Here is a 23,002-nt window from a genome sequence, read left to right on the forward strand (position 1 = left end):
CTGTCGATTCTTTAGACCTGCGAATAAAAAATGTGTCGCACGAATGGGGTAAAATCAGTCAGTTGGTGTTATCTTTGCACCCACAAATAAAAGATTGAATTTTCACGATAATGGCTAAAGAATTGAAGGAGCTTACGCCCCGCAGTAAAGACTATTCGCAGTGGTACCTCGACCTGGTAATCAAAGCCGATCTGGCGGAGAACTCCGCCGTGCGCGGCTGCATGGTGATCAAACCTTACGGTTACGCCATCTGGGAGAAGATGCAGCGCCAGCTGGATGATATGTTCAAGGAAACAGGACACGAGAACGCCTACTTCCCGCTCTTCATCCCCAAATCCTACCTCAGTCGAGAGGCCGATCACGTGGAGGGTTTTGCCAAGGAGTGTGCAGTGGTGACCCACTACCGCCTGAAAAACGACCCCAACGGCAACGGCGTGATTGTGGACCCGGAAGCGAAACTGGAAGAGGAACTGGTGGTACGCCCCACCTCTGAGACCATTATCTGGAGCACCTACAAGAACTGGATTCAGTCCTACCGCGACCTGCCGCTGCTCATCAACCAGTGGGCCAACGTAGTGCGCTGGGAGATGCGTACGCGGCTCTTCCTGCGTACGGCCGAGTTCCTCTGGCAGGAGGGACACACCGCACACGCCACGGAAGAGGAAGCAGTAGCGGAGGCGGTGCAGATGATCAATATCTATGCCGATTTCGCGGAACAATATATGGCGATGCCGGTGATCAAGGGACACAAGTCGGAATCGGAACGTTTTGCCGGCGCCCTCGACACTTACACCATCGAAGCACTGATGCAGGATGGCAAGGCTTTGCAGTCGGGCACCTCCCACTTCCTTGGGCAAAACTTCGCCAAGGCATTCGACGTGCAATTCACCGACAAGAGTGGCGCACGTGATTTCGTCTGGGCCACCTCCTGGGGTGTCTCCACGCGACTGATGGGAGCCCTGATCATGTCCCATTCGGATGACAATGGCCTGGTATTGCCCCCGAAGCTGGCACCCTACCAGGTTGTGATCGTGCCGATCTACAAGAACGAAGAGCAGCTCCAACAGATCAACGAAAAAGTAACCGGCATCGTGAAGGGGTTGAAAGATCTGGGCATCTCGGTCCGTTACGACAATGCCGACAACAAGAAACCGGGCTGGAAATTCTCAGAGTATGAATTGAAAGGGGTACCGGTACGACTCGCCATGGGTGGCCGCGACCTGGAGAACAACACCGTGGAGGTGGCACGCCGCGACACGCTGACCAAGGAGACCCTCTCCTGTGAGGGTATCGAACAACATATCAAGGATTTGCTGGATGAGATGCAGGAAAACATCTACCGGAAGGCGGCCGACTTCCGCACGGCACAGACCCGCGAGGTGAACAGCTACGAGGAGTTCAAGGTGGAAATCGAGAAGGGTGGCTTCCTGCTCTGCCACTGGGATGGCACTGCCGAGACCGAAGAGCTGATCAAGAACGAGACCAAAGCTACCATCCGTTGCATCCCTCTCGACGGCGACAAGAGCCCCGGGCAGTGCATGGTGACCGGTAAGCCCTCCTCACAGCGGGTAATCTTTGCCAGAGCCTACTAAACAACTTTTTGCAACATGGCATCGCTCAACAGGTGGATAGAAGCCTTCCGGCTACGCACCCTCTTCCTGGCGGTGTCGAGTGTCATCCTGGGCAGCGGGGTGGCCTGGTTCAAGGGGCTCTTTACGCTCCACACCTTCATCCTCGCCTTCCTGCTGGCGGTAGTGCTGCAGATCCTGGCCAACCTGGCCAACGACCTGGGGGATTACCTCAAGGGTACCGACACCACCGGACGGCGTGAGGGACCGGTAAGGGCACTGCAGGGAGGCAGCATAACCCCCCGCGCCATGAAGCGGGCAGTGGCCATAGCTGTTTCAATATGCATTGGGATCGGACTGGCGCTGATCTTCACAGCACCGGGAACAGCCAGCGGAGATGCAGTCTGGATTCTCCTGCTACTAGGAGGCGCCTCCATCCTGGCAGCCCTCTTCTACACCATGGGACGCCATGCATACGGATACAGGGGATGGGGTGATCTCTTCGCCTTCCTCTTTTTCGGACCGGTGCCGGTGATCGGCACCTACTTCCTCCACACAGGGTCAGCAGTTGCACTGCCCCTGTTGCCGGCAATCGGACTGGGACTGATCAGCAGCATGATCCTCAACGTGAACAACATGCGGGATATCGAGAACGACCGCTCCTCCGGAAAAAGAACCATCGCTGTCAAACTGGGATTGAAGGGAGCCAAACGTTACCATGCTGCGATGACACTGGCCACCATCCTCAGCTTCGCCCTTTTCAACCTGATCTACCTCCCTTCCTCACTGCCGGGTTATCTCTACCTGCTCCTCTTCATCAGGCTCATCACGATCATGGCAGCCATCAACAAGCGGGAAGGAGGCAGGCTCGACCCCTACCTGAAAGAGACCTCCCTCACGGGATTTCTGCTCTCGCTCGCATTCGTTCTCTGTATCAATCTATAGAGACTTGCTTATACCGTAGTTATTCGGCCTCCATCCATTGCACCAGTGCTGCTATTTGGGTGGGATCATCAAATTGGATCTCCTGTTCTGAAACATACTGATCGAAACGATCTCTACTCTTTTTGTAGAATTTTCTCAGCTGTTTCATCGAATTAACTTTCTTCCAGCCGGATCCGTTGTCGATGCGATACATGTAGCTGGTTTCAATCTTGAAATCTTCGGGCAGATTCAGATCATAAAAGGTGTTGTTCGCACCCCACCTTGAAATTTTATCGACAGATGAGATCTGTGAGGTACCCCCAAAGGGAGCCGGATTGCCGGGAGGAATCACGCTGCAGCGTAAAAGAGCCAGTAACTTCACTTCACCATTCAGGATCAACTCAGCGAACTCATCTTCAAAAGGCACAAGCTTCCGATCACTGATGAACACCGTGTCTGTCTGGCTTAGCGCGGGGTCGGCCAACGCCAGCACCTGTCCGTTTTGCTGAAAGACAATCTCCTCGGTGATCGCATTGTAATTCAACATCGCAGCATTCAACGTTCCATCTTTCATCAAAACCTGACCGGCGGTAAACTCGGGAAACAGATAATGTGATATCACTGTACCTTTTTGTGCGTGCATGGTTGTTGCTATCAACCAGAGTAAAAACAGAGTAGAAAATTTGTTGGTCATCGAATTAGAATTTTTTGATTACAGCGCTAAAGATAATGGAAAAAATGATTGGATACAAAATATCATTTAACCATCAACCCTGCAAAACTAAAAAAATGTTTATCTTTGCCCTGTACAGAAACCAAACAATCAGACCAGTATGTTCGACAACAGCCAACGTGCCTTCATCGCCCTCAACGACAACGCAGAAGTCTGCCTGATACCCAAGATGGCCAATCGCCATGGACTGATCACCGGTGCCACCGGTACCGGCAAGACCGTCACACTTCAAACCCTTTCAGAAACATTCAGCGAAATGGGTGTCCCCGTCTTCGCCGCCGACATGAAAGGCGACCTTTCAGGGGTGGCCAAGATTGGCGGCAACAAAGAGAGTGTCACCAAGCGTGTTGAGGGCTACGGGTTGAAAGAGAAGGGCTTCGCCTACAAGCCTTTTCCAGTACGATTCTGGGATGTGTTCGGTGAACAGGGACACCCGGTGCGCACCACCGTCACTGCCATGGGTCCGCTGCTTTTGGAGCGATTGCTGAACCTCAACGACACGCAGGGGGCGATCCTCTCCATGGCCTTCCGCATCGCGGACGACAACAACCTGTTGTTGATCGACCTGAAAGATCTGCAGAAGATGATCCAGTTCATCGGCGACAACCGGAAGGAGTTCACCACCCGCTACGGCAACATCTCACCGGCCAGCATCGGTGCCATCCAGCGCAGCCTGCTGCGCCTGGAGAGCGAGGGTGCCGACAAGTTCTTCGGTGAGCCGGAGTTTGAGATCACCGATTTCATACAAACCGAACAGGGCAAGGGGGTGATCAACATCCTAGCTGCCGACAAGCTGATGAACTCGCCCCGTGTATACACCACCTTCCTGCTCTGGCTACTGGACGACCTATACGAGACGCTGCCCGAGGTGGGCGACATGGAGAAGCCGAAGCTGGTCTTCTTCTTCGATGAGGCACACCTGCTCTTCAACGACATGCCCTCCTCCTTGCTGGAGAAGGTGGAACAAATCGTCCGCCTGATCCGCTCGAAAGGGGTGGGTGTTTACTTCTGCACCCAGAACCCCGCCGATATCCCGGAAAGGATACTGGGCCAGTTGGGCAACAGGGTGCAACACGCGCTGCGTGCTTACACACCCAACGACCAGAAAGCGGTGAGGGTAGCCTCCAACACCTTCCGTGCCAACCCCGCCTTCAGTACCGAAGAAGCGATCACGCAACTCAACACCGGTGAGGCGCTGGTATCGTTCCTCAATGAGAAGGGAGCCCCCCAGATGGTGGAACGGGCCAATATACTGCCCCCACAGGGACAAATCGGTCCCATCACTGAAGGTGAAAGAGACCAACTCTTACGCAGTTCGCTCATTTACGGCGTCTATGAAAAGCTGATCGACCGCGAGTCGGCCTTCGAGATCCTCTCACAGAAACAGGAATTGCTGGAAGAGGAGCGACGTCAAGCTGAAGAGGAGAAAGAGCGTATCCGCCGCCAGAAGGAGGAGCAGAAGGCTGCCCTTGAAGCAGAGCGCGCCCGGCGTGCCGCCGAGCGACAACGAAAGGCAGACCAGGGCATCCTGGGAGAGATGCTCGATCAGGTGGGCAAGAGTGCCAAACGTCAAATCACAACCCAACTGGGTCGCACCCTCACCCGAAGCCTGCTGGGTGCACTTTTCGGAAAAAGATAAACACAACAAATCAATGCTCACGATTCTATTCAAACACTATTGGCTGGAGAACAAACGTTCTCCGGGCTTTTACCGCAACCTGGCAGTGACCATCTTCATGGGACTGATGGCCCTCTATTTCGTCGTGATTTTCGTGATGCTGGGCTTCATGCTGCCACACATCCTGGCAGAGACAGTTCCGGACAGTAACCCTGCCGATCTGTTTCACGGAGGCATCCTCTATGCATTAATCGCCATGCTCTTCTTTCGCTACCTGATGCAGCCGCTGAGCAGGATCAACCTGCAGGCCTATCAGGTGCTGCCGCTGAAAAGAAATACGCTGGTCAGCTACCTCCTGTTGAAACCGTTGCTCAACCCGGCCAACTATCTGACGCTTTGCCTCGTGATCCCCTTCGCAATCAGCGGTATTTACCCGGAATATGGGGTGGCAGGCGCTTTTCGTTTCATCTTCTCGCTGCTTTCGTTGATCGCATTCAACACGCTGATGGCCCCCCTGCTGAAACGACAGTTCAGCAACCTGCTTACCGGCATGCTGCTGCTGCTGGTTGTGGCAGCGGTGCCGGCGCTGCTGGAGTATTTCGGGATCCTCTCGCTGTTCGACCTCTCCCGCCAACTCTTCACAATGATGACCGGCACTCCGCTGGTCTGGATTGCGGCATGGCTGCTTCCATTGGGAGCATACGGACTCAACAGGCTCTACTTCGCACACAACTACTATCCCGAGACATTCGAGAAGAAAAAAACATGGCGGCAGAGCGACACGAAGCGCTTCTCCTTCATGGAACGATTTGGTAAGATTGGCGAGTTGATATCACTTGAGATAAAGCTGGTGATGCGGCACAAGCGTACCAAGAGCACGCTCTACACCGCCCTGCTCTTCCTGCTCTACGGGCTGCTCTTCTACCCCAACCCGATGTATAACGAGAGTCCCGGCTGGCTGCTCTTCGTGGCCATCTTTGTCACCGGCACCGGCATGCTGATGTTCGGACAGTGGATCATCAACTGGGATGGTTCACACTTCGACTTCCTGATGACCCGTAACATTGAGACTTCAAGTTACATCAGGGCCAACTACTTCCTTTTGCTGGCCCTCTGCATCCTCTCCTTCATCGCTACCACCCCCTACTTTCTCTTTGGGACACATGTCATTCCCTACCACGTGACGGCATTACTCTACAATGCGGGCGTCAACATCCATGTCTATCTTTATGGTGCCACCTTTAACACCAAACGACTGGAACTCGAAAAAGGATCCTCCATGAACATGCAGGGGGTGAGCTACAAAAACTTTATCGTGATGATCCCCCTCCTGCTGGTGCCAATTTTGCTGGTGAAAATCTTTGCTCTCTTTTCGGCCGATCACATCGCGCTGATCATCCTCTCCCTGCTGGGCCTCGGCGGCATCCTCTTCCGTGAATCACTGATCAGGATGACAGAACGACAATTTCTGAGGAGGAAATATGCGTTATGCTCCGGCTTTCGGAAGAAGGAGTGATCCGGATCGCCGATGATTAACCTTAATAACAGATAAACAAAACAAACTCATCATATGCAACAAAACGTAAATCCTGTCAATGAATCACCCGTTACACCGCCTGCAGTTCCGCAGGTCAGCGTTGAGAACGGAGGCATCATCACGGCTGCCGGCCTGCAAAAGCATTATAGCGGCGTCAACGTACTCAACATTTCATCCGTCTCAATTGCCAACGGCGAGAGTTTCGGGCTGGTTGGCAACAATGGCGCCGGCAAGACCACCTTCTTCCGGCTGATCCTCGATCTGATTGAAGCATCTGCGGGAGAAGTGCTGATCGAAGGTGAGCCGGTAGCCCGTAGCGATGGGTGGAAACAGAAAGTGGGCTCCTTCCTCGACGAGGGATTCCTGATCGACTTCTTGACCCCTGATGAGTATTTTGCCTTCACAGCGAAGCTCTACAACAAGTCGGAGGGCGATCTGGCTGCCTTCCTGGAGTCGATGCAGGAGTTTTTCAACGGGGAGATCACCGGATCGGGCAAGTTAATCCGCGACCTGTCGAAAGGCAACCAGAAGAAAACAGGCATCGCGGCCGCACTGCTCGGTGATCCGCAGATCTTGATTCTCGACGAGCCCTTCACGGCACTCGACCCCACATCGCAAATTCGTCTGAAAAGAATGCTCAACGAGCTCAGGAGATCCCGCAACATGACCATGCTCATCTCCAGCCACGACCTGAATCATGTGACGGAGGTGTGTGAGCGTATCGTTGTATTGGAAAAAGGATTGGTAGTGAAAGATATCGCCACCGGGGAGGAAACGTTAAAAGAACTGGAATCCTATTTCGCGGTATAGGGTTATCTAAGGGCATGCACTATTGATCAACACCCGTGTCAACCACGATACGGGGGTTGCGGTCCACCAGCTGGGCAATGAGGGCATCCAGATCGGAAGCCTTTACCCTCAGTACCTCAAACCCACGCACCTTCTCAATGCGCAGCTGGTTGGAGCTTATTTTCTTCAATGCCACCATGTCACCGATGGCAATCCGTCTGTTGCGAGTCAGTATCTTCAACAAAAAGCGGATCTCCAGGAAATTGGTCTCGGTGACAGCATACTCCTTGATGGTGACCGACAGCATGAAAAAGATGGTGAAAGAGAAATAGATGATCAGGTTCCAAACCTTTTCATCGATGATAAGGCGATAGACAAGCAATGCCAGCAACATGACTGCTGCCACACCCCAGAAAATATTCGCCAACCCGTTGTCTGCTTTGAACTTTTTCTCCATATGATCCAGTCGTTTCAACTACAAAGATAGATTTATTCGTGAAAAAATAGTTAAACCAACCGTGAAAATAGAGAATAGACCAACAGCTTATTTTTATCGATTAAACCCGCTGATGATTGGACAAACACCCTTCAAACGTCCATACAGACCTCTGCTTCTGAACGTTAATTCGCTCATTTCCTGACACCCCGATGCTTGGATGTTTAAACTTTTGCCTATTTTTGAGTGTCATAGAATCGTAAACAAAATATATTCACTAAAAAAACAATGGTTATGAAGAAAACAGTAGCAGTGGCAATGATTGCCCTTTTCACGATGAGCTTTGCAATGACAGCTCAAAACAGGAATGAAAGTGACAGAATTGGTCGTCGCACACAAGTTGAAAAGAGATGGACCTCTAAAAACAGAGCCGAGAACATGGCGAAACAACTGGAGCTCACAGAGGAGCAAAAAGCGAAGGTGGAAGCACTCTATGAGAAACAGGATGCTGAAAGAGCTGAACAATTGAAACTTCAGCGTGAGAAACGGGAGCAGGTGATGCAGGATCGTGAAAGCCGTCGTGAAGCAATGGAGAAAATTCGCGAGGAGGCTGTAGCGAAAAATGATGCCGAACTGGAAAGCATCATCGGCAAGGAAAAGATGGAACAATGGAAACAGTATCGCGAGGATGTAAGGAAGAAAATGCAGGATGCCAACCGGAAGGATCGTCGTGCGCCCCGCAGAAATGGACCAAGAGGCTGAACTACATTGTAGCTAAAACGTCAAATAAAGAAGCCGTCTCATCAGATCAGATGAGACGGCCTTTTTTGTGCTTTTGTTTTTCCATTACTGTATCCCAAATTCAGGATGAGACAGGGAAAAAATTGGACAAAACAGGGTTCTCGGAGCCTCTAGCCTTATTGCACCCTTATTGCACCCTTATATCCACTCCAATAATTATGGGAGTGGCTATAAGGGAGCAATAAGATTAGAATATAAAAGCAGCGACCAATAAGTTTGGAAAAGGGTCACTTTTATGGTGTAAGGTTCTTACAGGATGAGACCCATCCTGCAAAAAAAGAGACTGCCTCGATGATGAGACAATCTCTTTAGCATGCTAAACAAAGTTTACTCTTTGTAATATCTGCGGAAAATCAGATCGAACTGTCTTGTCTCCCGGAATCGGCTCAACCAGGAGTTGAGACTGTCCAGCAAATGCAGTGCGTCTGGGCGCAAGGCCCATGATTCTACCTGGGTAAAGCTGATGTCGGTATCGATGTCGATTTCGGGAAAATGAGCTTCCAACCGTACTGCCACCTCTTGATCACAAATTGTAAAGTCAATGTCGCCGGAAGCGACCATCATCACCAGCTGTTCCGTTTCGTACGTGGGATCTTCTTCAATCAGGATGGTATCACCAATCTCGTGTGAAAGATTGTTCAGTCGCATGATGGCCGGTGCATCAGCAGGGACATGGACCGACTTACCCGCCAGCTCGAGATGCTGCCGTATCGGCTCGAGTCCCCCGTTGAAAGAGGCTTTTCGCTGTACCAGCACCAGCCGGTTGTAGGTGATGGGATCGGTAAAGGCAAAGCTGTCCCGGAGCGCACTGTTCACCGGTATGTTTCGTGCTACCAGATCGTATCGTTGTTCCAGCAACCCCCTCAGGTTATCCTCCAGGCTGTTCTCCAGAAAAAGATTGACCTTCACACCCCACTCTTTCTCCAGCGCCTGCATCATCTCGAGTTGAAATCCGAGCGCGGTATCACCTGACACAAAATAACCGATGGAGTTGTAATCAGTGACCACGTTCATCTCTCCCGTTGCCATGATTTCACTGTAATCACGCGGCAGCAACACTTGTTCCTGAGGGCTAAAGAGCCGTTGCAGCAGGATCATTGCCAAAAGAGCAGTGATCAGCAGGGTGAGATAAAGATTCAACCGTCGCCTGACTTTCAAAACTAATCTGTTTTTTTAGTTGTGCAAATTAACGGAAAGGCCCAGCTTAAAGATAAAAGGATTCACCGGATAACCGGGCAACGTGAATGAGTCGTTCTCCTTCAGCACTTTCGGGGCTACATTGTAGAACATCAGAAAAAAGCGGGTCTGCTTCAGATGCATGTTGGCATAAACCGTCGCGATGGGATAGTCACCGATCTCGCGCTCCCGTTGGTTGTAAAACTGCAGCAGTGCCGGTTCATAGCCCGGGGCAAAATAGCTGGTGTGATAATGAGCATCCACACCCAGTTGCAGCGTCAACTCATTCACGATCTTTGCTTTCAGGTACATGTTGGAATAAATGCTGAGCATGGGAACAGGAATTGCCTCCTGGTTGCTGGAGGTCTGGTAGACCACCTGGTTGTCCCAGTTAAAGACACCCAGCTTCAGCTTCTGTTCCACCCTTGCGGTCAACACCTGGATATTGCCGCCCTCCTGTGCGATCATCTTGTCGGCCCCGTAGTAAATATGGTTCTGCAGATTCTCCATGCCGGCACTCAGTGTTGTATTGGTAAAAGGTATGAAAAGTTTTCCGCCCACATAGACTCTCCGCATGTCACCAAGATCCTGATTCCATCTGAAATATTTGGAGTAATAGTTTTCCTGGAGGTACTTTGGCCGTAAATTCTTTAAATAGGCCTCTGCAGTCAATGTGGTACGTTTCCCGGCCAGCTCAAAACCGGTCTCCATATCACCCATTAACCTGAGTTCCCCCAGGTTGGCACCCAGCACCCCCAGGTCGCCACGCAGGTTGAACAACAGATGCTCCCCCTGTTGCTTGTTGAGCACCCCACCGAGGGTCACCGCGCTCTCCCGGTGCGACCTGTATCCTGTTCCCGTGGTATCACGCATGGCGTAGTTGCGCAGATCATGTTCCAGAAAGGCAGTGAGGCCGAACTTGACCCACTCCTTGAATCCCTCGCGAAGACTGAGTGAGACACTGTTTTTAAGCGAAGTAAAACGTATGCTGTCATCCACGGCCCCCTCGTAATAGCGGTTCTCATAAAATCGATCGATCTGTTGCATCTGCACGCCTTCAACATTCACATAGGCGGTGTCGTATGAGAGGAAGCGGCGGTGTTGCTGGGTAAGCTGCGTAGAGAAACCAATGCTGGCTACCGGCACAAATGTTCCGAGACCCTTGTGCAGTGAATCCTGCGGCAACTCACGGTAGCCCAGATTGTATCGTCCCGACAGGAAGTAACGGTTGTTTTTAAGTGCATTCCAGGTGTCGTTGATGCGCACGGGGATGTCGAGCGATGTAAAGGTCTCACCCACTTCCTGGGGATCGGTGATAAAACGTTCATCGGTGATACCGCCATTCTCGAACTGGGTGATGCTTCCCAGATGTACCATGGCATGGGCCTCCAACCTGTCGGAGAGGTAATTCCCGAAGAGGGAGAAGTTGTTGTGCTTGACCGACTGTGCGGCATAAAAGCCCCTGGAATTGATCAGATCCACATCGAGTCCAATGTTGAGACTTTTCCCGAAGTTGGATGTAAGACGTGCTTCCAGTCGCTCTTCACGCGTCTGCTTGGGTCCCGCACGATGGTATCCCAAACGAGAATAGGGTACCCGTGTGTTGACAAAGATCAGCTTTTCGGGATCTTTGAGGTAGTGGCTGTAGGCGTTGTTGAAGAGGAAAGTCTCCGTCTCCCCCCTGTCGAAGAAGATCTTGGAGATATCGGGTGAGCCAAGGGGTCCCAGAAAGCCCATGGCGGTGGAGTAGCTGTCGGGTAGCGTAGTGTGCTGAAAGTTGTGCAGCAGCGTGTCTGACTCTGCCGGCATGCGATTACCGGTGCGGGCATCCAATCGCCAGATGGTCATGCGCGCCAGCTTTTGCAACGAGTCGGCCTCCGCGCCATGATCGTGGATGAGATGATCCAGATGAGATGATTCGCGGGGCAACAGATCAAGCGAGTCGGGGTCGCTGGTGATCTGCGATGAATCGGGCATGATGATGCGTGCCTGCGAGAAGGCTGCACCCACGCTGAGAAGCGTAGCGAGAAGCGATATGATCAGCTTATTTTTCATCGGGTGCAAACTTACATAAAAAAATGTCACAGCAGGTTATCCAAGGCTCCATTTCTGCTGTTTTTGAGAATTTTTAGGAAGCCTTGTCTATTCAGTGATTCCCATTTTTCTCATCAAAAAACTGGCATTCATGTTTCGCGCTAACCCCTCCTGCAGCTGATAGCTAAACGTCAGGTTATCTTCCTGTATGAGGGCATCAAAGTGCCAGTTCTTTATCACCTGTGGATATTGTGTCTCCAGGTTACCCAGCGCCAGATCGTGTGTGGCAATGATACCACATCCACCGAGACCCACCAACCGCTTTATCAATGCCTGTGAACCCCGTTGTTTATCCTCGGAATTGGTTCCTTTCAATATCTCATCCAAAATGATCAAGATACCCTCTTCCCCTGAAACCAATCGGTCGATAATCATCTTCAATCGCTTTAGTTCCGCAAAGAAATAGGACTCACTGTTTACCAGTGAGTCGGAGGTACGCAGGTTGGTCAGCAACCGCCCCGGATAAAACGACAGTCTCTCCGCATAAACGGGCAAACCGACTGATGCCAGCAGATGATTGATCCCGATTGTTCTCAGATAGGTACTCTTGCCCGCCATATTGGCTCCCGTAACGATCATGAAACTTGGTTTATGAGAAAGATCGATGTCGTTCTTTACGCATTTCTCGCGCGGGATGAGTGGGTGACCCAGTCCTTCACCACGAAAGCAGTGGCTGTCGGAAATCCCGGGGTAGCAGTAATCGGGATGGTTGACTGCAAAAGTACCCAGTGATATCAATGCATCCATTTCGGCCAACAATGCAAACCAGGTATCTACATCACCTCCGTGATGTTTCATCCATCGCTCAATTTTCAAAGCATAGAGCGTTGTCCATAGAAACAGAGGATTCAGCAGCAGCATGGCGAGTGTAAAACCCACGTCGAGGTTGCGGCTCATTTTCGACAATTCCCTGATCGCATCAGAAGCTTTTTCGGGAAGGATAAGTTGCTTTTGCAGCGACTTCAGCAGTTGTGATTCGCATTTCTCCTGTTCTGAAATCTTAAACAGGGAAGCATATGCATCCAATCGTTTGGATCGTTTATCAAACAATACCCATATAGCCTTCACCCTTTTCATGGGAATCAGTGATAATGCGAATGTAAAAAGATAAAGATAGAGAAAGAGGCCGCCGGGCACAATTCCTGTAAGCCATAAAAAGATAAAAACAAGATAGAGGAAGGGGGTGATCCAAACGGCAGCTTTCCAAATCTTATTCTGAGACAACCCATTATCGGGACCCGAAGCAGTAAAATGCAACTCTTTCACAGAAGAAGAAGATATTTTCATCCCCGCCGTTCGAAAATGCAAACAGAACTCCTCCTTGCCCGCCAACTCCATGATGGTTTGTTGTCTGCCAAGAATCGCATCTTTATCGGTCAACGGATATTGTATCATCTCGGCCAGTTTTTGTTTCCCAATGGGCAACACCGTCCTGTTAATCTGCTGAAAAAATGAGTTCTCTCCAAAGATATCAAGATCATAACTGAACGGATGAGTAGGATCTGTCATCTCCCCGGCACCATTAAAAACCGAAAAATCATGACGAAATGCTTTTAGTTCATTTTCAGCCAACAGAATCAGAGACTCGGCAGACTCTTTCCGGTCCGATAACCTGTCATGCTTCTTGAATAAAAAAGCAAAAGAAAGAGCCATGACAATGAGAAGTGGAATAAGCAGTTGGTAATCACCCACAAGCATATAGATCGCTATCAGGGTTCCGATAAACAGGATTAACCGAAAAGTGCCCAAAAGATGCATTTGTTTTCCTAGTCGATCGCTCTTTTTCCTGTTCTCCGACACCAATGTCTCGTACGTATGTATCCTCTCTTCAATCATCCTGTTCACGATTATTGTTCTTCGGATACAAATCTATATAAAAACCCCCATGGAACCATACGAATGCAATATTTATAAAAAAATGCAGTTTTCGCTTTCGTTTAAAATAATTCTTATATCTTTGCATCATCAAAACAATAATATGAAAGCAAATTGGTTCCATCATCATCATTTTCATACTTGCAGTCAGGCGAGCTGAAATAGATATGTGCGAACACCAACGAGATATTTATTGACCCGTCTGAAGAGCATCAGGCGGGTTTTTTATTAGTAGACCACTGTTGCTTTCCGGCACATAACAAACCAACAATGGAAAAAATCAAGATTGCAATCCAAAAAAGCGGACGGTTGAGCGAGAAATCACTTGAGTTGCTCACCGAGTGCGGAATCAATGTCTCCAATGGAGATCGTAAGCTCAAAACCACAGCCCGCAATTTCCCCATGGAGATCCTCTTCCTTAGGGACGATGACATCCCACAATATGTGGAGCAGGGTGTTGCCGATATTGGTATCCTGGGTGAAAATGAGGTGTGGGAGAAGGAGAAAGATGTGACGGTTGTAGAGAAACTGGGCTTCAGCAATTGCCGTCTCTCTCTTGCCATACCCAGGGAAGAGGTATATACCGGCCTCGATTATTTCAGGGGCAAGCGAATTGCTACCAGTTATCCGAAAATCCTCGGCAACTATTTCCGGGAAAAAGAGATTGAGGTAAAGATTGAAGAGCTGGGCGGCAGCGTTGAGATCGCTACCGGCATCGGTCTTGCCGATGGCATCTTCGACATCGTAAGCACCGGCAGCACCTTGATCATGAACGGTCTGAAAGAGGCGGAGACCATTCTTCGCAGTGAAGCGGTGCTCATCAGCAACAAAAAACTCACACCCGCAGTCTCCTCTCTGCTGGATCAGTTGCTCTTTCGTATCAAGTCGTACAAGGAGGGACAAGGTAAGAAGTATGTCTTGCTGAATGCCCCCAACGAGGTACTGCCCGATATTGTGCGGTTGCTGCCCGGCATGCGCTCCCCCAGTATCCTGCCCCTGGCCGATGAGGGTTGGAGCAGCGTTCACTCGGTGATACGCGACGATGACTTCTGGGAAGTAATTGATGAGCTGAAGCGTCACGGTGCCGAAGGGATCCTGGTAATCCCTATCGAGAAAATGATCCTGTAGAAATTGTCTAATCCGTTCATCCGCTAATCAACGAATCACTCAAGATGAAAACAATCAACAACCCTTCTGAAAGCAAATGGAAAAAGCTGACCGAACGTCCGCTCATCAAACAGCGCAAGCTGATGGATACCGTGGAAAAGATGTTCTACGACATCCACCGCAAGGGAGACAAAGCAGTGCTGGCCTACAGCCGCAAGTTCGACTTCCCGGCACAGGAGACACTGGAGGTGGATCAGGAGGTCATTGCGCAGGCGGCCGAGAGGGTGCCGGAACGATTGAAACAGGCGATTGCACTGGCAAAAAAGAATATTGAAACTTTTCACCGCTCACAGCAGGAGGATGTACAAAAGATAGAGACATCACCCGGTGTGGTATGCTGGCGCGAGACGCGTCCCATTGAACGGGTGGGCATCTACATCCCCGGTGGCACCGCTCCCCTCTTCTCCACCGTGTTGATGCTGGCGGTACCGGCAAGGATTGCCGGATGCAGTGAGATCGTGCTCTGTACTCCTCCCAACGAAGAGGGTGAAATTCATCCGGCAATACTCTATGCGGCAGCGCAGACAGGTGTCACCCGCATTTTTGCCGTCGGCGGCATACAGGGCATAGGAGCCATGACTTTCGGCACCGAGAGCATTCCAAAGGTTGATAAGATCTTCGGTCCGGGGAACCAGTACGTGATGGCCGCCAAACGGTCGGCACAATTCTACGGCACGGCCATCGACATGCCGGCCGGCCCCAGCGAGGTACTGATCATTGCAGACAAGGACTGCAACCCTGCTTTTGTAGCAGCTGATCTGCTCTCACAAGCCGAGCATGGGCCCGACAGCCAGGTGATACTGCTTTCAGACAGCAAGCAGGTGATTAAGGATGTGAACAAGGAGCTCGACTTGCAGCTTGAATCACTCCCTCGGAAAGAGTTTGCCACACAGGCACTGAAAAACAGCAGGGCCATTTACTTTCGTGATCTTGAAAACTGCATCGCATTCAGCAATGCCTACGCACCGGAGCATCTGATCCTGGCGACCGAGAACCCGACACTGCTGAGTCGCACCGTAGTGAATGCCGGGTCAATCTTCCTCGGCAACTATAGTTGTGAAAGTGCAGGTGATTATGCCAGTGGCACCAACCACACGCTTCCCACCAGCGGCTATGCCAGAGCCTATAGCGGGGTATCACTCGACAGCTTCGTGAAGAAGATCACCTTCCAGCAACTCAGCCCCGAAGGGATTCTCTCCATCGGTCCCGCCATTGAGGCGATGGCGGAAGCGGAAGAGCTTTTCGCTCACAAGAATGCGGTATCACTGCGTCTGGGATCTGTGTTGGCAGAAAAAATGCAACGAAACGAAGAAAACAGCAAAGATGAAACATTTTGACCTGCAGGCGCTTGTACGTCCCAACATATGGGCATTGAAACCCTACTCCAGCGCACGTGACGAGTTTAGCGGTGATGAGGGAATCTTTCTCGATGCTAACGAAAACCCGTTTGGCAGGAAGAACCGCTATCCGGATCCGCACCAGCGGAAACTGAAGCAGGCATTGTCTGCCTTTCGCGGCATCCCTGCCGATCAGATTTTTATCGGCAACGGCAGTGATGAGGTGATCGACCTGGTCTATCGCATCTTCTGTGAACCGGGAAGAGATCGTGTGATCCTCTGCCCACCCACCTACGGAATGTATGAGGTGTCGGCACGCATCAACAACGTGGAGGTAATTGAAGTTCCTTTGACAGATACCTTTGAACTGCAGATGGACTTGATACTGCAACAAAGTGCCAAATGCATCTTTGTCTGCTCTCCCAACAATCCTTCAGGCAACAGCCTGCAGGGTGTCGAGCAACTGCTGGATGCGTTTCAGGGAATTGTGGTGGTGGATGAAGCCTACATTGATTTCAGCAGCGGTGAAAGCTTCACCGGGTTATTGTCCCGTTACCCCAATCTGATCGTGATGCAGACTTTCAGCAAGGCCTGGGCACTGGCGAGCGCACGTGTGGGCATCGCTTACGCTGGCAAGGATATCATCGCACTGATGGACAAGACGAAACCTCCCTATAATGTGAGCAGCTTCAACCAGCTGGAAGCACTCAAGGCCCTCTCCAAACCGGAGAAACATGCCCACAGGGTGAAGGTGATCCTCGAACAACGAGCGCTCCTTGAGACGGAATTGTCACAGATGAAAGTGGTTCAACATGTATATCCATCCGATGCCAATTTCCTGCTGGTGGAGGTCGATGACGCCAACAGACTCTACCACAGACTGGTGGAAGAGAAGGTGATCGTGCGCAACCGCCATTCCGTCGTACGCAACTGCCTCCGCATCACTGTGGGAACACCGGCTGAGAATCGCCAGCTTCTCACTGCAATTCAAAACTACAGCAATCGGAAATTATGAAGAAGATATTATTCATTGATCGTGATGGTACACTGATCCTGGAGCAGGAGGATGAACAGATCGACAGCCTCGGGAAGCTTGAATTCTATCCCGGGGTGTTTCAGTATCTCTCCCGTATCGCGGCAGAACTGGAATATGAACTGGTGATGGTCACCAACCAGGATGGCCTTGGTACCGACTCCTTCCCGGAGGAGACTTTCTGGCCCGCACACAACAAGATCATCCGTGCCTTTGAAAACGAAGGAGTACGGTTCAGCGAGGTGTTGATTGACCGTTCCTTCCCGCACCAACAATTACCCACCCGTAAACCGGGTACAGCCATGCTCACCCACTATCTGAAAGGGAACTACAACCTGGCAGAATCATTTGTAATTGGGGATCGCGAAACGGACATACAACTTGCTATAAACATGAGATGTAAATCCATTTTGTTAAGCAATGATTCACATCAGAAAGCGGATCTTACCACCTCCGACTGGGGTGAGATCTACCGCTATTTGAAAGAACAACCACGTACCGGTAGGGTGCACCGCAAGACCTCCGAAACAGATATCCTGGTAGAGGTCAACCTTGACGAGAGTGGCGGCAGCAACATTTCAACAGGAGTGGGATTCTTCGATCACATGCTCGAACAGATTGCCCGGCATGGCGGTATCCGAATGACTGTAAAGGTAAAAGGAGACCTTCATATCGACGAGCATCACACCATTGAGGACAGCGGCATCGCTCTGGGTGAAGCATTTCTGCAGGCACTGGGACAGAAGAAAGGGATCTCGCGCTACGGTTTCATGCTCCCGATGGACGACTGTCTGGCGCAGGCTGCGATCGATTTCGGAGGCCGTCCCTGGCTGGTATGGGATGCCGACTTCAAACGTGAACGGGTGGGCGACATGCCCACCGAGATGTTCCTCCACTTCTTCAAATCCTTCAGCGACAGTGCAAAATGCAACTTGAACATCCATGCAGAGGGTGAGAACGAACACCACAAGATTGAGGCGATCTTCAAGGCATTTGCCCGTGCCATAAAGATGGCTGTGAAAAGGGGAGAGACAACAGGGATACCCAGCACGAAAGGAGTGATATAAGATGGTTGCAATCATTCAATACAACGCTGGGAACATCACCTCTGTAGAAAACGCAGTGAAACGGCTCGGTTACCAGTGCAAAGTTACAGGTAACATTGATGAGATCCGTCAAGCAGAGAAGGTAATCTTTCCCGGTGTAGGTGAAGCAGGGAGTGCCATATCCTATTTAAGAGAGAGAGGGTTGGACAAGATCATTCAATCGCTAACGCAGCCGGTGCTGGGTATCTGCCTGGGTCTGCAACTGATGTGTGAACATTCAGAGGAGGGCAACACACAATGCCTTGGTATTTTCCACACCACGGTGAAGCGGTTTCCCGCCAAAGGAATCATACCCCATATTGGATGGAACAATCTTTCATCAATGAAATCACACCTGTTTGAAGGAGCTAACAGTAATGATGACTACTATTTCGTGCACAGCTACTATGCAGGCCTGTGCGAAGAGACAATCGCAACCTGCGATTATCTCCTCCCTTTCAGTGCTGCCATGCAAAAGGATAACTTCTTCGCCACACAGTTTCACCCGGAGAAGTCGGGCAGCGTGGGAGAACAACTGCTGTACAACTTCCTGAAAATGTAACAACCAATTCAATCAGGCTTATAATGAGAATCATTCCCGCCATAGACATCATCGACGGCAAGTGTGTCCGTCTCACAAAAGGCGATTACGCAACACAAAAGACCTATCGTGACAACCCGCTCGACGTGGCCCGAGAGTTTGAAGATCACGGCATTCGCTATCTTCACCTTGTAGACCTTGATGGTGCACGCTCCAAACATATTGTCAATCATGGCGTGCTAAGGCAGATCACCGAAGGCACCTCACTGCAGGTCGATTTTGGCGGTGGCATCAAAAGTGATGATGATCTACGCATCGCCTTCGAGAGCGGCGCTGCCCAAATTACCGGCGGCAGCGTGGCACAGCAGCAGCCGGAACTCTTCCTGCAATGGTTGGAGCACTACGGTGCGGAACGGATCATCCTCGGTGCCGACAGTCATCACAGGAAGATTGCCACACAGGGATGGCAGAAACAGTCAGAGGAGGATGTGGTGGATTTCATTGCCTTCTTTGCAACAAAAGGAGTAGCGTATGTCATCTGCACCGACATTTCCAAGGATGGCATGTTGCAAGGCCCTTCGCTTGAGCTCTACCGTGAGATTCTTTCCGGAAGCGATGTACGACTGATTGCCAGTGGTGGTATCACCTCCATGGCCGATCTGGAGAAATTACAGGCCATCGGTTGCGAGGGAGCCATCATCGGCAAGGCGATTTATGAAGGACATATCCAATTGAAAGAGCTGCAGTCGTTCATAACTCATGGTTCTTAGTTTATGTTTTGAGGTTCATTGTTCATTGTTGAAAATCGATAGCCGATTACTGTTTGCTGATAATTGATTACTAAAAAAAATGCTAAAAAAAAGAATCATTCCCTGCCTGGACATCAAGGAGGGACGTACGGTAAAAGGAGTCAACTTCGTAGGACTCCGTGATGCGGGCGATGCTGTAGAACTGGCCCGCCGCTATGTGGAAGAGGGTGCCGACGAGCTTGTCTTCCTCGACATCACCGCCACGGTGGAGCAGAGAAAGACACTCACCTCGCTGGTGCGACGTGTGGCGGAGGAGATCAATATCCCATTCACGGTGGGTGGCGGCATTCGCACACTTGAAGATGCACAGGCGATCATTCGTGCAGGTGCCGACAAGGTGAGCCTTAACTCATCGGCTGTTGACCGGCCTGAATTACTCACCGAGATTGCAAATCAGTTCGGCAGCCAGTGTGTGGTGCTGGCTATTGACACGAAACAGGAGGAGAATGGTGAGTGGATGGTCTACGTACATGGGGGGAGAACCCCCACCCCGCTACAGACGGTCGACTGGGCAATTGAGGGTGTAAGGCGTGGTGCAGGTGAGATACTGCTCACCTCGATGAATCACGATGGTATGAAGCAGGGATTCGCCCTGGAGATCACAGAGGCTGTCTGTGAAGCGGTTACCGTACCGGTCATCGCTTCCGGTGGTGCCGGCAGTATGGCACATTTCGCTGAGGTATTTGCCAGGACAAAAGCAAGTGCGGCACTGGCTGCCAGCATCTTTCACTTTGGAGAGATCCCCATTCCCGAACTGAAAGCTTATTTAAGCGAGATAGATATTCCAATACGATAATCTGTTGGTGATGAAAGAAATTAAGCTGTTCAACCAACACAATGAGATAGACATTATGATCAATTTTGACAAGTCCGGCGGACTGGTGCCGGTGATCATCCAGCATGCAGGGACCCTGCAGGTGCTAATGCTGGGCTACATGAACGCAGAGGCACTCGAGAAGACCAAAAACGAAGGGAAAGTCACCTTTTTCAGCCGCAGCAAACAGCGGTTATGGACCAAGGGCGAAAGCTCAGGCAACTACCTGACCGTTGAGGAGATTCTTACCGATTGCGACGACGACACCCTGCTGATCAAAGCCTTCCCAGAGGGACCTACATGCCATACCGGCAGTACCTCCTGCTTCCGCGAGGAGACTGCCAAAGGGTTTGTCTACGACCTGGAAAAGGTAATTGAGCAGCGCATCACCGAGAATCCGGAAGGCTCCTATACCGCACGACTCTTCAGTCGCGGCGTCAACAAGGTGGCGCAGAAAGTGGGTGAAGAGGCTGTAGAGCTGGTGATAGAAGCAAAAGATGACAATCTTGACCTGTTCCGCAATGAAGCGGCCGACTTGCTCTACCACTACCTGATCCTGCTCAAGACCAAGAACCTGAAACTGGAGGATATCGAAGCTGTCTTGAAGGAGAGGCACAAGTAATTTTGAAGGAGAGACAAAAGTAATTCGGGAAGTTTAAGGATTGAGGTTTTTGGTTTAAGGTTCGATATTTATTGGTTTCTTGGTTTGTGGATTTGTGGTCTTAGCTTATAGTTTACTACAGCTGATCCACACCTTCTGACCATCGTACAGGGTGGTGGCAAAGAGATAATTGTCCCCACCCTCAGTGAGACCCCATCTTTTGCGTATCTCAGCCACTGAGTGCGAGTAGTTGCGTACCGTGATATTCGTCTTCGGCACCGCGGCAACAAAACGCCTGATTTCTTTCCTGTTGGCAGGGAACCACTCTTCCACCCGAAAGATGCGACCGGGAAAGTCACCCACCAACCGGTCGCCGGTATAGAGATGGCTGTGCTTATGTAGCTTCTGTAACCTGTAGCGATGTGCCGTCACATTAAAGCCGCCCGCTTTCAGGATTGAGGCATTGGGTTCATAGAGATAACGACCGGGAACCATACTGTAGGGTGCCTCCTGCTCCTCCTCCCCTGGGGTAAAGGAGAGCAATTCCATTTCCCCTCCCTTTTTAAGGTTCACCGCATGGTAGAGCGGCTCAATCGATTCTTTCCTGAGCAGGAAGAGCAACTCCTTGCACTCATTCTCCACGGAGACCACATGCACTTCGCTCACCTGGTGCAGTGTTTTCACTGCCAGCGAGATATCGAGCATCGGTGAATATTTGATCATCACCTGCTCACCCTTCTCCAACAACCGGTCGGCAAGCAGTGAGAGATCAGGGGAACACTCTTCAATCCGGAACACTTTCCTTCCCCCCACATCCCGGCGTGCCGGATCGAGGTAGATCAGTTCGGCCAATGGCAGCTTCGACAGCAACGCTTCACCTTCCATGTGATGCACCTCCGCTTGCTTCAAGTCCAACACAGCAAAGTTATGCCTTGCCAGGCGGCATAGCTCTTCATCCTTCTCCACGTAAAGCGCCCGCCTGAAATGTGGTGCCAGGAAAGAGAAATCAACCCCCATCCCGCCGGTAAGGTCGGCAAAAAGATCTCCTCCGGTCACGAGCGAAGCCTTGTAGCGTGCTGTCAGCTCAGATGAAGCCTGCTCCAGCGAGAGCTGTTGCGGATAGAGCAGCTCCCGGTTCCGAAACCAGGAGGGAATCTTCTTCTCTGCCACTTGCCGCCCGGCAATCTGCGCAAGCAAAAAAGGCATATCCTCCCCTTTGTAGCGAAGTGCCAGTGCGTGCACATCCTCCTTCTCGTGAGCCTGAATAAATGCCAGTTGTCTGTCGGTTGGTTTCATGCCGCAGCAAATAAAAAAACAACCTGCTTCTGAAAAGCAGGTTGTCCTTATTCACTAATAATCACTTTATGGTTTTATCTCCCCATCCTCATGACAGGAATGTAGCGCTTTATGCTTCGGCCACTGCCTGTGGCAGTACCGATACGAATGAGCGATTGTCCCTTTTCTTGCGGAACACCACCACACCGTCGGTCAGGGCAAAGAGGGTGTGATCCTTACCGATCCCCACATTCTCTCCCGGATGATGCACAGTACCACGCTGACGCACGAGGATGTTGCCTGCTTTGGCGGACTCCCCACCGAATATCTTTACGCCCAATCGTTTACTTTCCGATTCACGGCCGTTCTTCGAACTACCTACACCTTTTTTATGTGCCATTTTCTTCTGATTTTAACTGATTAAGCAACAATTGATTTTACAAGTACCTCCGTAAACTGCTGACGGTGACCGTTCAGTTTTTGGTATCCTTTTCTTCTTTTCTTCTTGAAGACGAGAACCTTGTCTCCCTTCACATGCGAAAGAACTTCAACCACCACCTTGGCTCCTTCAACCAGGGGGGCACCTACGGTGATCGCTCCGTCGTTATCAACGAGCATCACTTTCTCAAATTCCACTTCCGCGCCCTGATCGGCGTTGATGCGGTGAACAAATAACTTCTGGTCCTGCTCTACTTTAAACTGCTGACCCTGAATGTCTACAATGACGTACATATCTGTAATAACTTATCGTTACGTGCCTGAGGCGAGTCACATAGCGCGACTGCTTGT

22 protein-coding genes are annotated in these 23,002 nt (G+C 50.9%); 14 read left to right on the top strand and 8 right to left on the bottom strand.

What is annotated here, in order from left to right; translation table 11 throughout:
* Positions 1-110: 110 nt before the first annotated feature.
* Both JS578_01560 and menA read left to right on the top strand, forming a co-directional pair.
* Entirely contained in the window at positions 111-1,592 is a 1,482-nt protein-coding gene (locus tag JS578_01560) for a proline--tRNA ligase (GenBank protein ID QRX63977.1), read from the top strand.
* Positions 1,593-1,607: 15 nt separating this feature from the next.
* Positions 1,608-2,513 carry a 1,4-dihydroxy-2-naphthoate octaprenyltransferase gene (menA, locus tag JS578_01565; protein ID QRX63978.1) on the top strand — a complete coding sequence of 302 codons (906 nt, stop codon included), beginning with the start codon at positions 1,608-1,610 and terminating at the stop codon, positions 2,511-2,513.
* A gap of 19 nt (positions 2,514-2,532) precedes the next feature.
* Here menA and JS578_01570 read toward each other — a convergent pair whose 3' ends face one another.
* Entirely contained in the window at positions 2,533-3,066 is a 534-nt protein-coding gene (locus JS578_01570) for a hypothetical protein (protein ID QRX63979.1), read from the bottom strand.
* A gap of 259 nt (positions 3,067-3,325) precedes the next feature.
* Between JS578_01570 and JS578_01575 the strand changes: the two genes are divergently transcribed.
* The 3 genes from JS578_01575 to JS578_01585 are packed head-to-tail and all read left to right on the top strand — an operon-like array spanning position 3,326 to position 7,190.
* Positions 3,326-4,864 carry a DUF853 family protein gene (locus tag JS578_01575; protein ID QRX63980.1) on the top strand — a complete coding sequence of 513 codons (1,539 nt, stop codon included), beginning with the start codon at positions 3,326-3,328 and terminating at the stop codon, positions 4,862-4,864.
* 13 nt (positions 4,865-4,877) lie between these two features.
* Positions 4,878-6,359, top strand: coding sequence for a hypothetical protein (locus JS578_01580; GenBank protein QRX63981.1), 1,482 nt, complete (start codon positions 4,878-4,880; stop codon positions 6,357-6,359).
* A gap of 54 nt (positions 6,360-6,413) precedes the next feature.
* A complete protein-coding gene (locus JS578_01585; GenBank protein QRX63982.1) occupies positions 6,414-7,190 on the top strand; it encodes an ABC transporter ATP-binding protein in 777 nt (258 codons plus the stop codon).
* 19 nt (positions 7,191-7,209) lie between these two features.
* On the opposite strand, the gene JS578_01590 is transcribed toward JS578_01585, so the two are convergent.
* Positions 7,210-7,626, bottom strand: coding sequence for a hypothetical protein (locus JS578_01590; GenBank protein ID QRX63983.1), 417 nt, complete (start codon positions 7,624-7,626; stop codon positions 7,210-7,212).
* Between the two features lie 273 nt (positions 7,627-7,899).
* On the opposite strand from JS578_01590, the gene JS578_01595 reads away from it, so the two are divergent.
* The gene (locus JS578_01595) at positions 7,900-8,367 is read left to right on the top strand and encodes a hypothetical protein (GenBank protein ID QRX63984.1); all 468 of its coding nucleotides are present in this window, start codon (positions 7,900-7,902) and stop codon (positions 8,365-8,367) included.
* 366 nt (positions 8,368-8,733) lie between these two features.
* Here the strand turns inward: JS578_01595 and JS578_01600 are convergent, their stop codons facing one another.
* The 3 genes from JS578_01600 to JS578_01610 form a co-directional block, all read right to left on the bottom strand.
* Positions 8,734-9,528 carry a transporter substrate-binding domain-containing protein gene (locus JS578_01600; GenBank protein QRX64882.1) on the bottom strand — a complete coding sequence of 265 codons (795 nt, stop codon included), beginning with the start codon at positions 9,526-9,528 and terminating at the stop codon, positions 8,734-8,736.
* Between the two features lie 51 nt (positions 9,529-9,579).
* Positions 9,580-11,637, bottom strand: a complete 2,058-nt coding sequence (locus JS578_01605; GenBank protein ID QRX63985.1) for a putative porin — start codon at positions 11,635-11,637, stop codon at positions 9,580-9,582.
* Between the two features lie 87 nt (positions 11,638-11,724).
* A complete protein-coding gene (locus JS578_01610; GenBank protein ID QRX63986.1) occupies positions 11,725-13,512 on the bottom strand; it encodes a hypothetical protein in 1,788 nt (595 codons plus the stop codon).
* 309 nt (positions 13,513-13,821) lie between these two features.
* On the opposite strand from JS578_01610, the gene JS578_01615 reads away from it, so the two are divergent.
* The 8 genes from JS578_01615 (at position 13,822) to JS578_01650 (ending at position 20,959) form a co-directional block, all read left to right on the top strand.
* Positions 13,822-14,679: an ATP phosphoribosyltransferase gene (locus JS578_01615; protein QRX63987.1), complete on the top strand. Its 858-nt coding sequence runs from the start codon at positions 13,822-13,824 to the stop codon at positions 14,677-14,679.
* Between the two features lie 44 nt (positions 14,680-14,723).
* On the top strand, positions 14,724-16,055 hold the full coding sequence (gene hisD / locus JS578_01620) for a histidinol dehydrogenase (GenBank protein QRX63988.1): 1,332 nt from the start codon (positions 14,724-14,726) through the stop codon (positions 16,053-16,055).
* Positions 16,042-17,070, top strand: a complete 1,029-nt coding sequence (gene hisC, locus JS578_01625) for a histidinol-phosphate transaminase (protein ID QRX63989.1) — start codon at positions 16,042-16,044, stop codon at positions 17,068-17,070. The genes hisD and hisC overlap by 14 nt, the downstream gene beginning before the upstream one ends.
* Positions 17,067-18,155 carry a bifunctional histidinol-phosphatase/imidazoleglycerol-phosphate dehydratase HisB gene (gene hisB / locus JS578_01630; protein ID QRX63990.1) on the top strand — a complete coding sequence of 363 codons (1,089 nt, stop codon included), beginning with the start codon at positions 17,067-17,069 and terminating at the stop codon, positions 18,153-18,155. The genes hisC and hisB overlap by 4 nt, the downstream gene beginning before the upstream one ends.
* Position 18,156: 1 nt before the next feature.
* On the top strand, positions 18,157-18,735 hold the full coding sequence (hisH, locus tag JS578_01635; protein ID QRX63991.1) for an imidazole glycerol phosphate synthase subunit HisH: 579 nt from the start codon (positions 18,157-18,159) through the stop codon (positions 18,733-18,735).
* Between the two features lie 20 nt (positions 18,736-18,755).
* Complete coding sequence (gene hisA, locus JS578_01640) at positions 18,756-19,484, top strand: 1-(5-phosphoribosyl)-5-[(5-phosphoribosylamino)methylideneamino]imidazole-4-carboxamide isomerase (protein ID QRX64883.1); 729 nt, start codon at positions 18,756-18,758, stop codon at positions 19,482-19,484.
* 79 nt (positions 19,485-19,563) lie between these two features.
* Positions 19,564-20,319, top strand: a complete 756-nt coding sequence (gene hisF, locus JS578_01645) for an imidazole glycerol phosphate synthase subunit HisF (protein ID QRX63992.1) — start codon at positions 19,564-19,566, stop codon at positions 20,317-20,319.
* Between the two features lie 10 nt (positions 20,320-20,329).
* Complete coding sequence (locus tag JS578_01650; GenBank protein ID QRX63993.1) at positions 20,330-20,959, top strand: bifunctional phosphoribosyl-AMP cyclohydrolase/phosphoribosyl-ATP diphosphatase HisIE; 630 nt, start codon at positions 20,330-20,332, stop codon at positions 20,957-20,959.
* Between the two features lie 105 nt (positions 20,960-21,064).
* Here the strand turns inward: JS578_01650 and JS578_01655 are convergent, their stop codons facing one another.
* The 3 genes from JS578_01655 to rplU all read right to left on the bottom strand — a co-directional run bounded on the left by JS578_01655 (position 21,065) and on the right by rplU (position 22,945).
* Positions 21,065-22,234 carry an SAM-dependent methyltransferase gene (locus JS578_01655; protein ID QRX63994.1) on the bottom strand — a complete coding sequence of 390 codons (1,170 nt, stop codon included), beginning with the start codon at positions 22,232-22,234 and terminating at the stop codon, positions 21,065-21,067.
* Positions 22,235-22,343: 109 nt separating this feature from the next.
* Positions 22,344-22,613 (bottom strand): 50S ribosomal protein L27, encoded by a 270-nt coding sequence (gene rpmA, locus JS578_01660; protein QRX63995.1) that lies wholly within the window; start codon positions 22,611-22,613, stop codon positions 22,344-22,346.
* A 20-nt stretch (positions 22,614-22,633) separates the two neighbouring features.
* A complete protein-coding gene (rplU, locus tag JS578_01665) occupies positions 22,634-22,945 on the bottom strand; it encodes a 50S ribosomal protein L21 (GenBank protein ID QRX63996.1) in 312 nt (103 codons plus the stop codon).
* Positions 22,946-23,002: the final 57 nt, after the last annotated feature.

It is taken from the genome of Dysgonomonadaceae bacterium zrk40, from assembly GCA_016916535.1.
In the GTDB taxonomy this organism is placed as follows: Bacteria; Bacteroidota; Bacteroidia; order Bacteroidales; family Dysgonomonadaceae; genus Proteiniphilum.

What these genes read in the sequence shown, in the direction of transcription:
- JS578_01560 (QRX63977.1), top strand. Translation starts at nt 111, where the DNA reads ATGGCTAAAGAATTGAAGGAGCTTACGCCCCGCAGTAAAGACTATTCG.
- menA (QRX63978.1), top strand. Translation starts at nt 1,608, where the DNA reads ATGGCATCGCTCAACAGGTGGATAGAAGCCTTCCGGCTACGCACCCTC.
- JS578_01570 (QRX63979.1), bottom strand. Translation starts at nt 3,066, where the DNA reads ATGAAAGATGGAACGTTGAATGCTGCGATGTTGAATTACAATGCGATC.
- JS578_01575 (QRX63980.1), top strand. Translation starts at nt 3,326, where the DNA reads ATGTTCGACAACAGCCAACGTGCCTTCATCGCCCTCAACGACAACGCA.
- JS578_01580 (QRX63981.1), top strand. Translation starts at nt 4,878, where the DNA reads ATGCTCACGATTCTATTCAAACACTATTGGCTGGAGAACAAACGTTCT.
- JS578_01585 (QRX63982.1), top strand. Translation starts at nt 6,414, where the DNA reads ATGCAACAAAACGTAAATCCTGTCAATGAATCACCCGTTACACCGCCT.
- JS578_01590 (QRX63983.1), bottom strand. Translation starts at nt 7,626, where the DNA reads ATGGAGAAAAAGTTCAAAGCAGACAACGGGTTGGCGAATATTTTCTGG.
- JS578_01595 (QRX63984.1), top strand. Translation starts at nt 7,900, where the DNA reads ATGAAGAAAACAGTAGCAGTGGCAATGATTGCCCTTTTCACGATGAGC.
- JS578_01605 (QRX63985.1), bottom strand. Translation starts at nt 11,637, where the DNA reads ATGAAAAATAAGCTGATCATATCGCTTCTCGCTACGCTTCTCAGCGTG.
- JS578_01610 (QRX63986.1), bottom strand. Translation starts at nt 13,512, where the DNA reads ATGATTGAAGAGAGGATACATACGTACGAGACATTGGTGTCGGAGAAC.
- JS578_01615 (QRX63987.1), top strand. Translation starts at nt 13,822, where the DNA reads ATGGAAAAAATCAAGATTGCAATCCAAAAAAGCGGACGGTTGAGCGAG.
- hisD (QRX63988.1), top strand. Translation starts at nt 14,724, where the DNA reads ATGAAAACAATCAACAACCCTTCTGAAAGCAAATGGAAAAAGCTGACC.
- hisC (QRX63989.1), top strand. Translation starts at nt 16,042, where the DNA reads ATGAAACATTTTGACCTGCAGGCGCTTGTACGTCCCAACATATGGGCA.
- hisB (QRX63990.1), top strand. Translation starts at nt 17,067, where the DNA reads ATGAAGAAGATATTATTCATTGATCGTGATGGTACACTGATCCTGGAG.
- hisH (QRX63991.1), top strand. Translation starts at nt 18,157, where the DNA reads ATGGTTGCAATCATTCAATACAACGCTGGGAACATCACCTCTGTAGAA.
- hisF (QRX63992.1), top strand. Translation starts at nt 19,564, where the DNA reads ATGCTAAAAAAAAGAATCATTCCCTGCCTGGACATCAAGGAGGGACGT.
- JS578_01650 (QRX63993.1), top strand. Translation starts at nt 20,330, where the DNA reads ATGAAAGAAATTAAGCTGTTCAACCAACACAATGAGATAGACATTATG.
- JS578_01655 (QRX63994.1), bottom strand. Translation starts at nt 22,234, where the DNA reads ATGAAACCAACCGACAGACAACTGGCATTTATTCAGGCTCACGAGAAG.
- rpmA (QRX63995.1), bottom strand. Translation starts at nt 22,613, where the DNA reads ATGGCACATAAAAAAGGTGTAGGTAGTTCGAAGAACGGCCGTGAATCG.
- rplU (QRX63996.1), bottom strand. Translation starts at nt 22,945, where the DNA reads ATGTACGTCATTGTAGACATTCAGGGTCAGCAGTTTAAAGTAGAGCAG.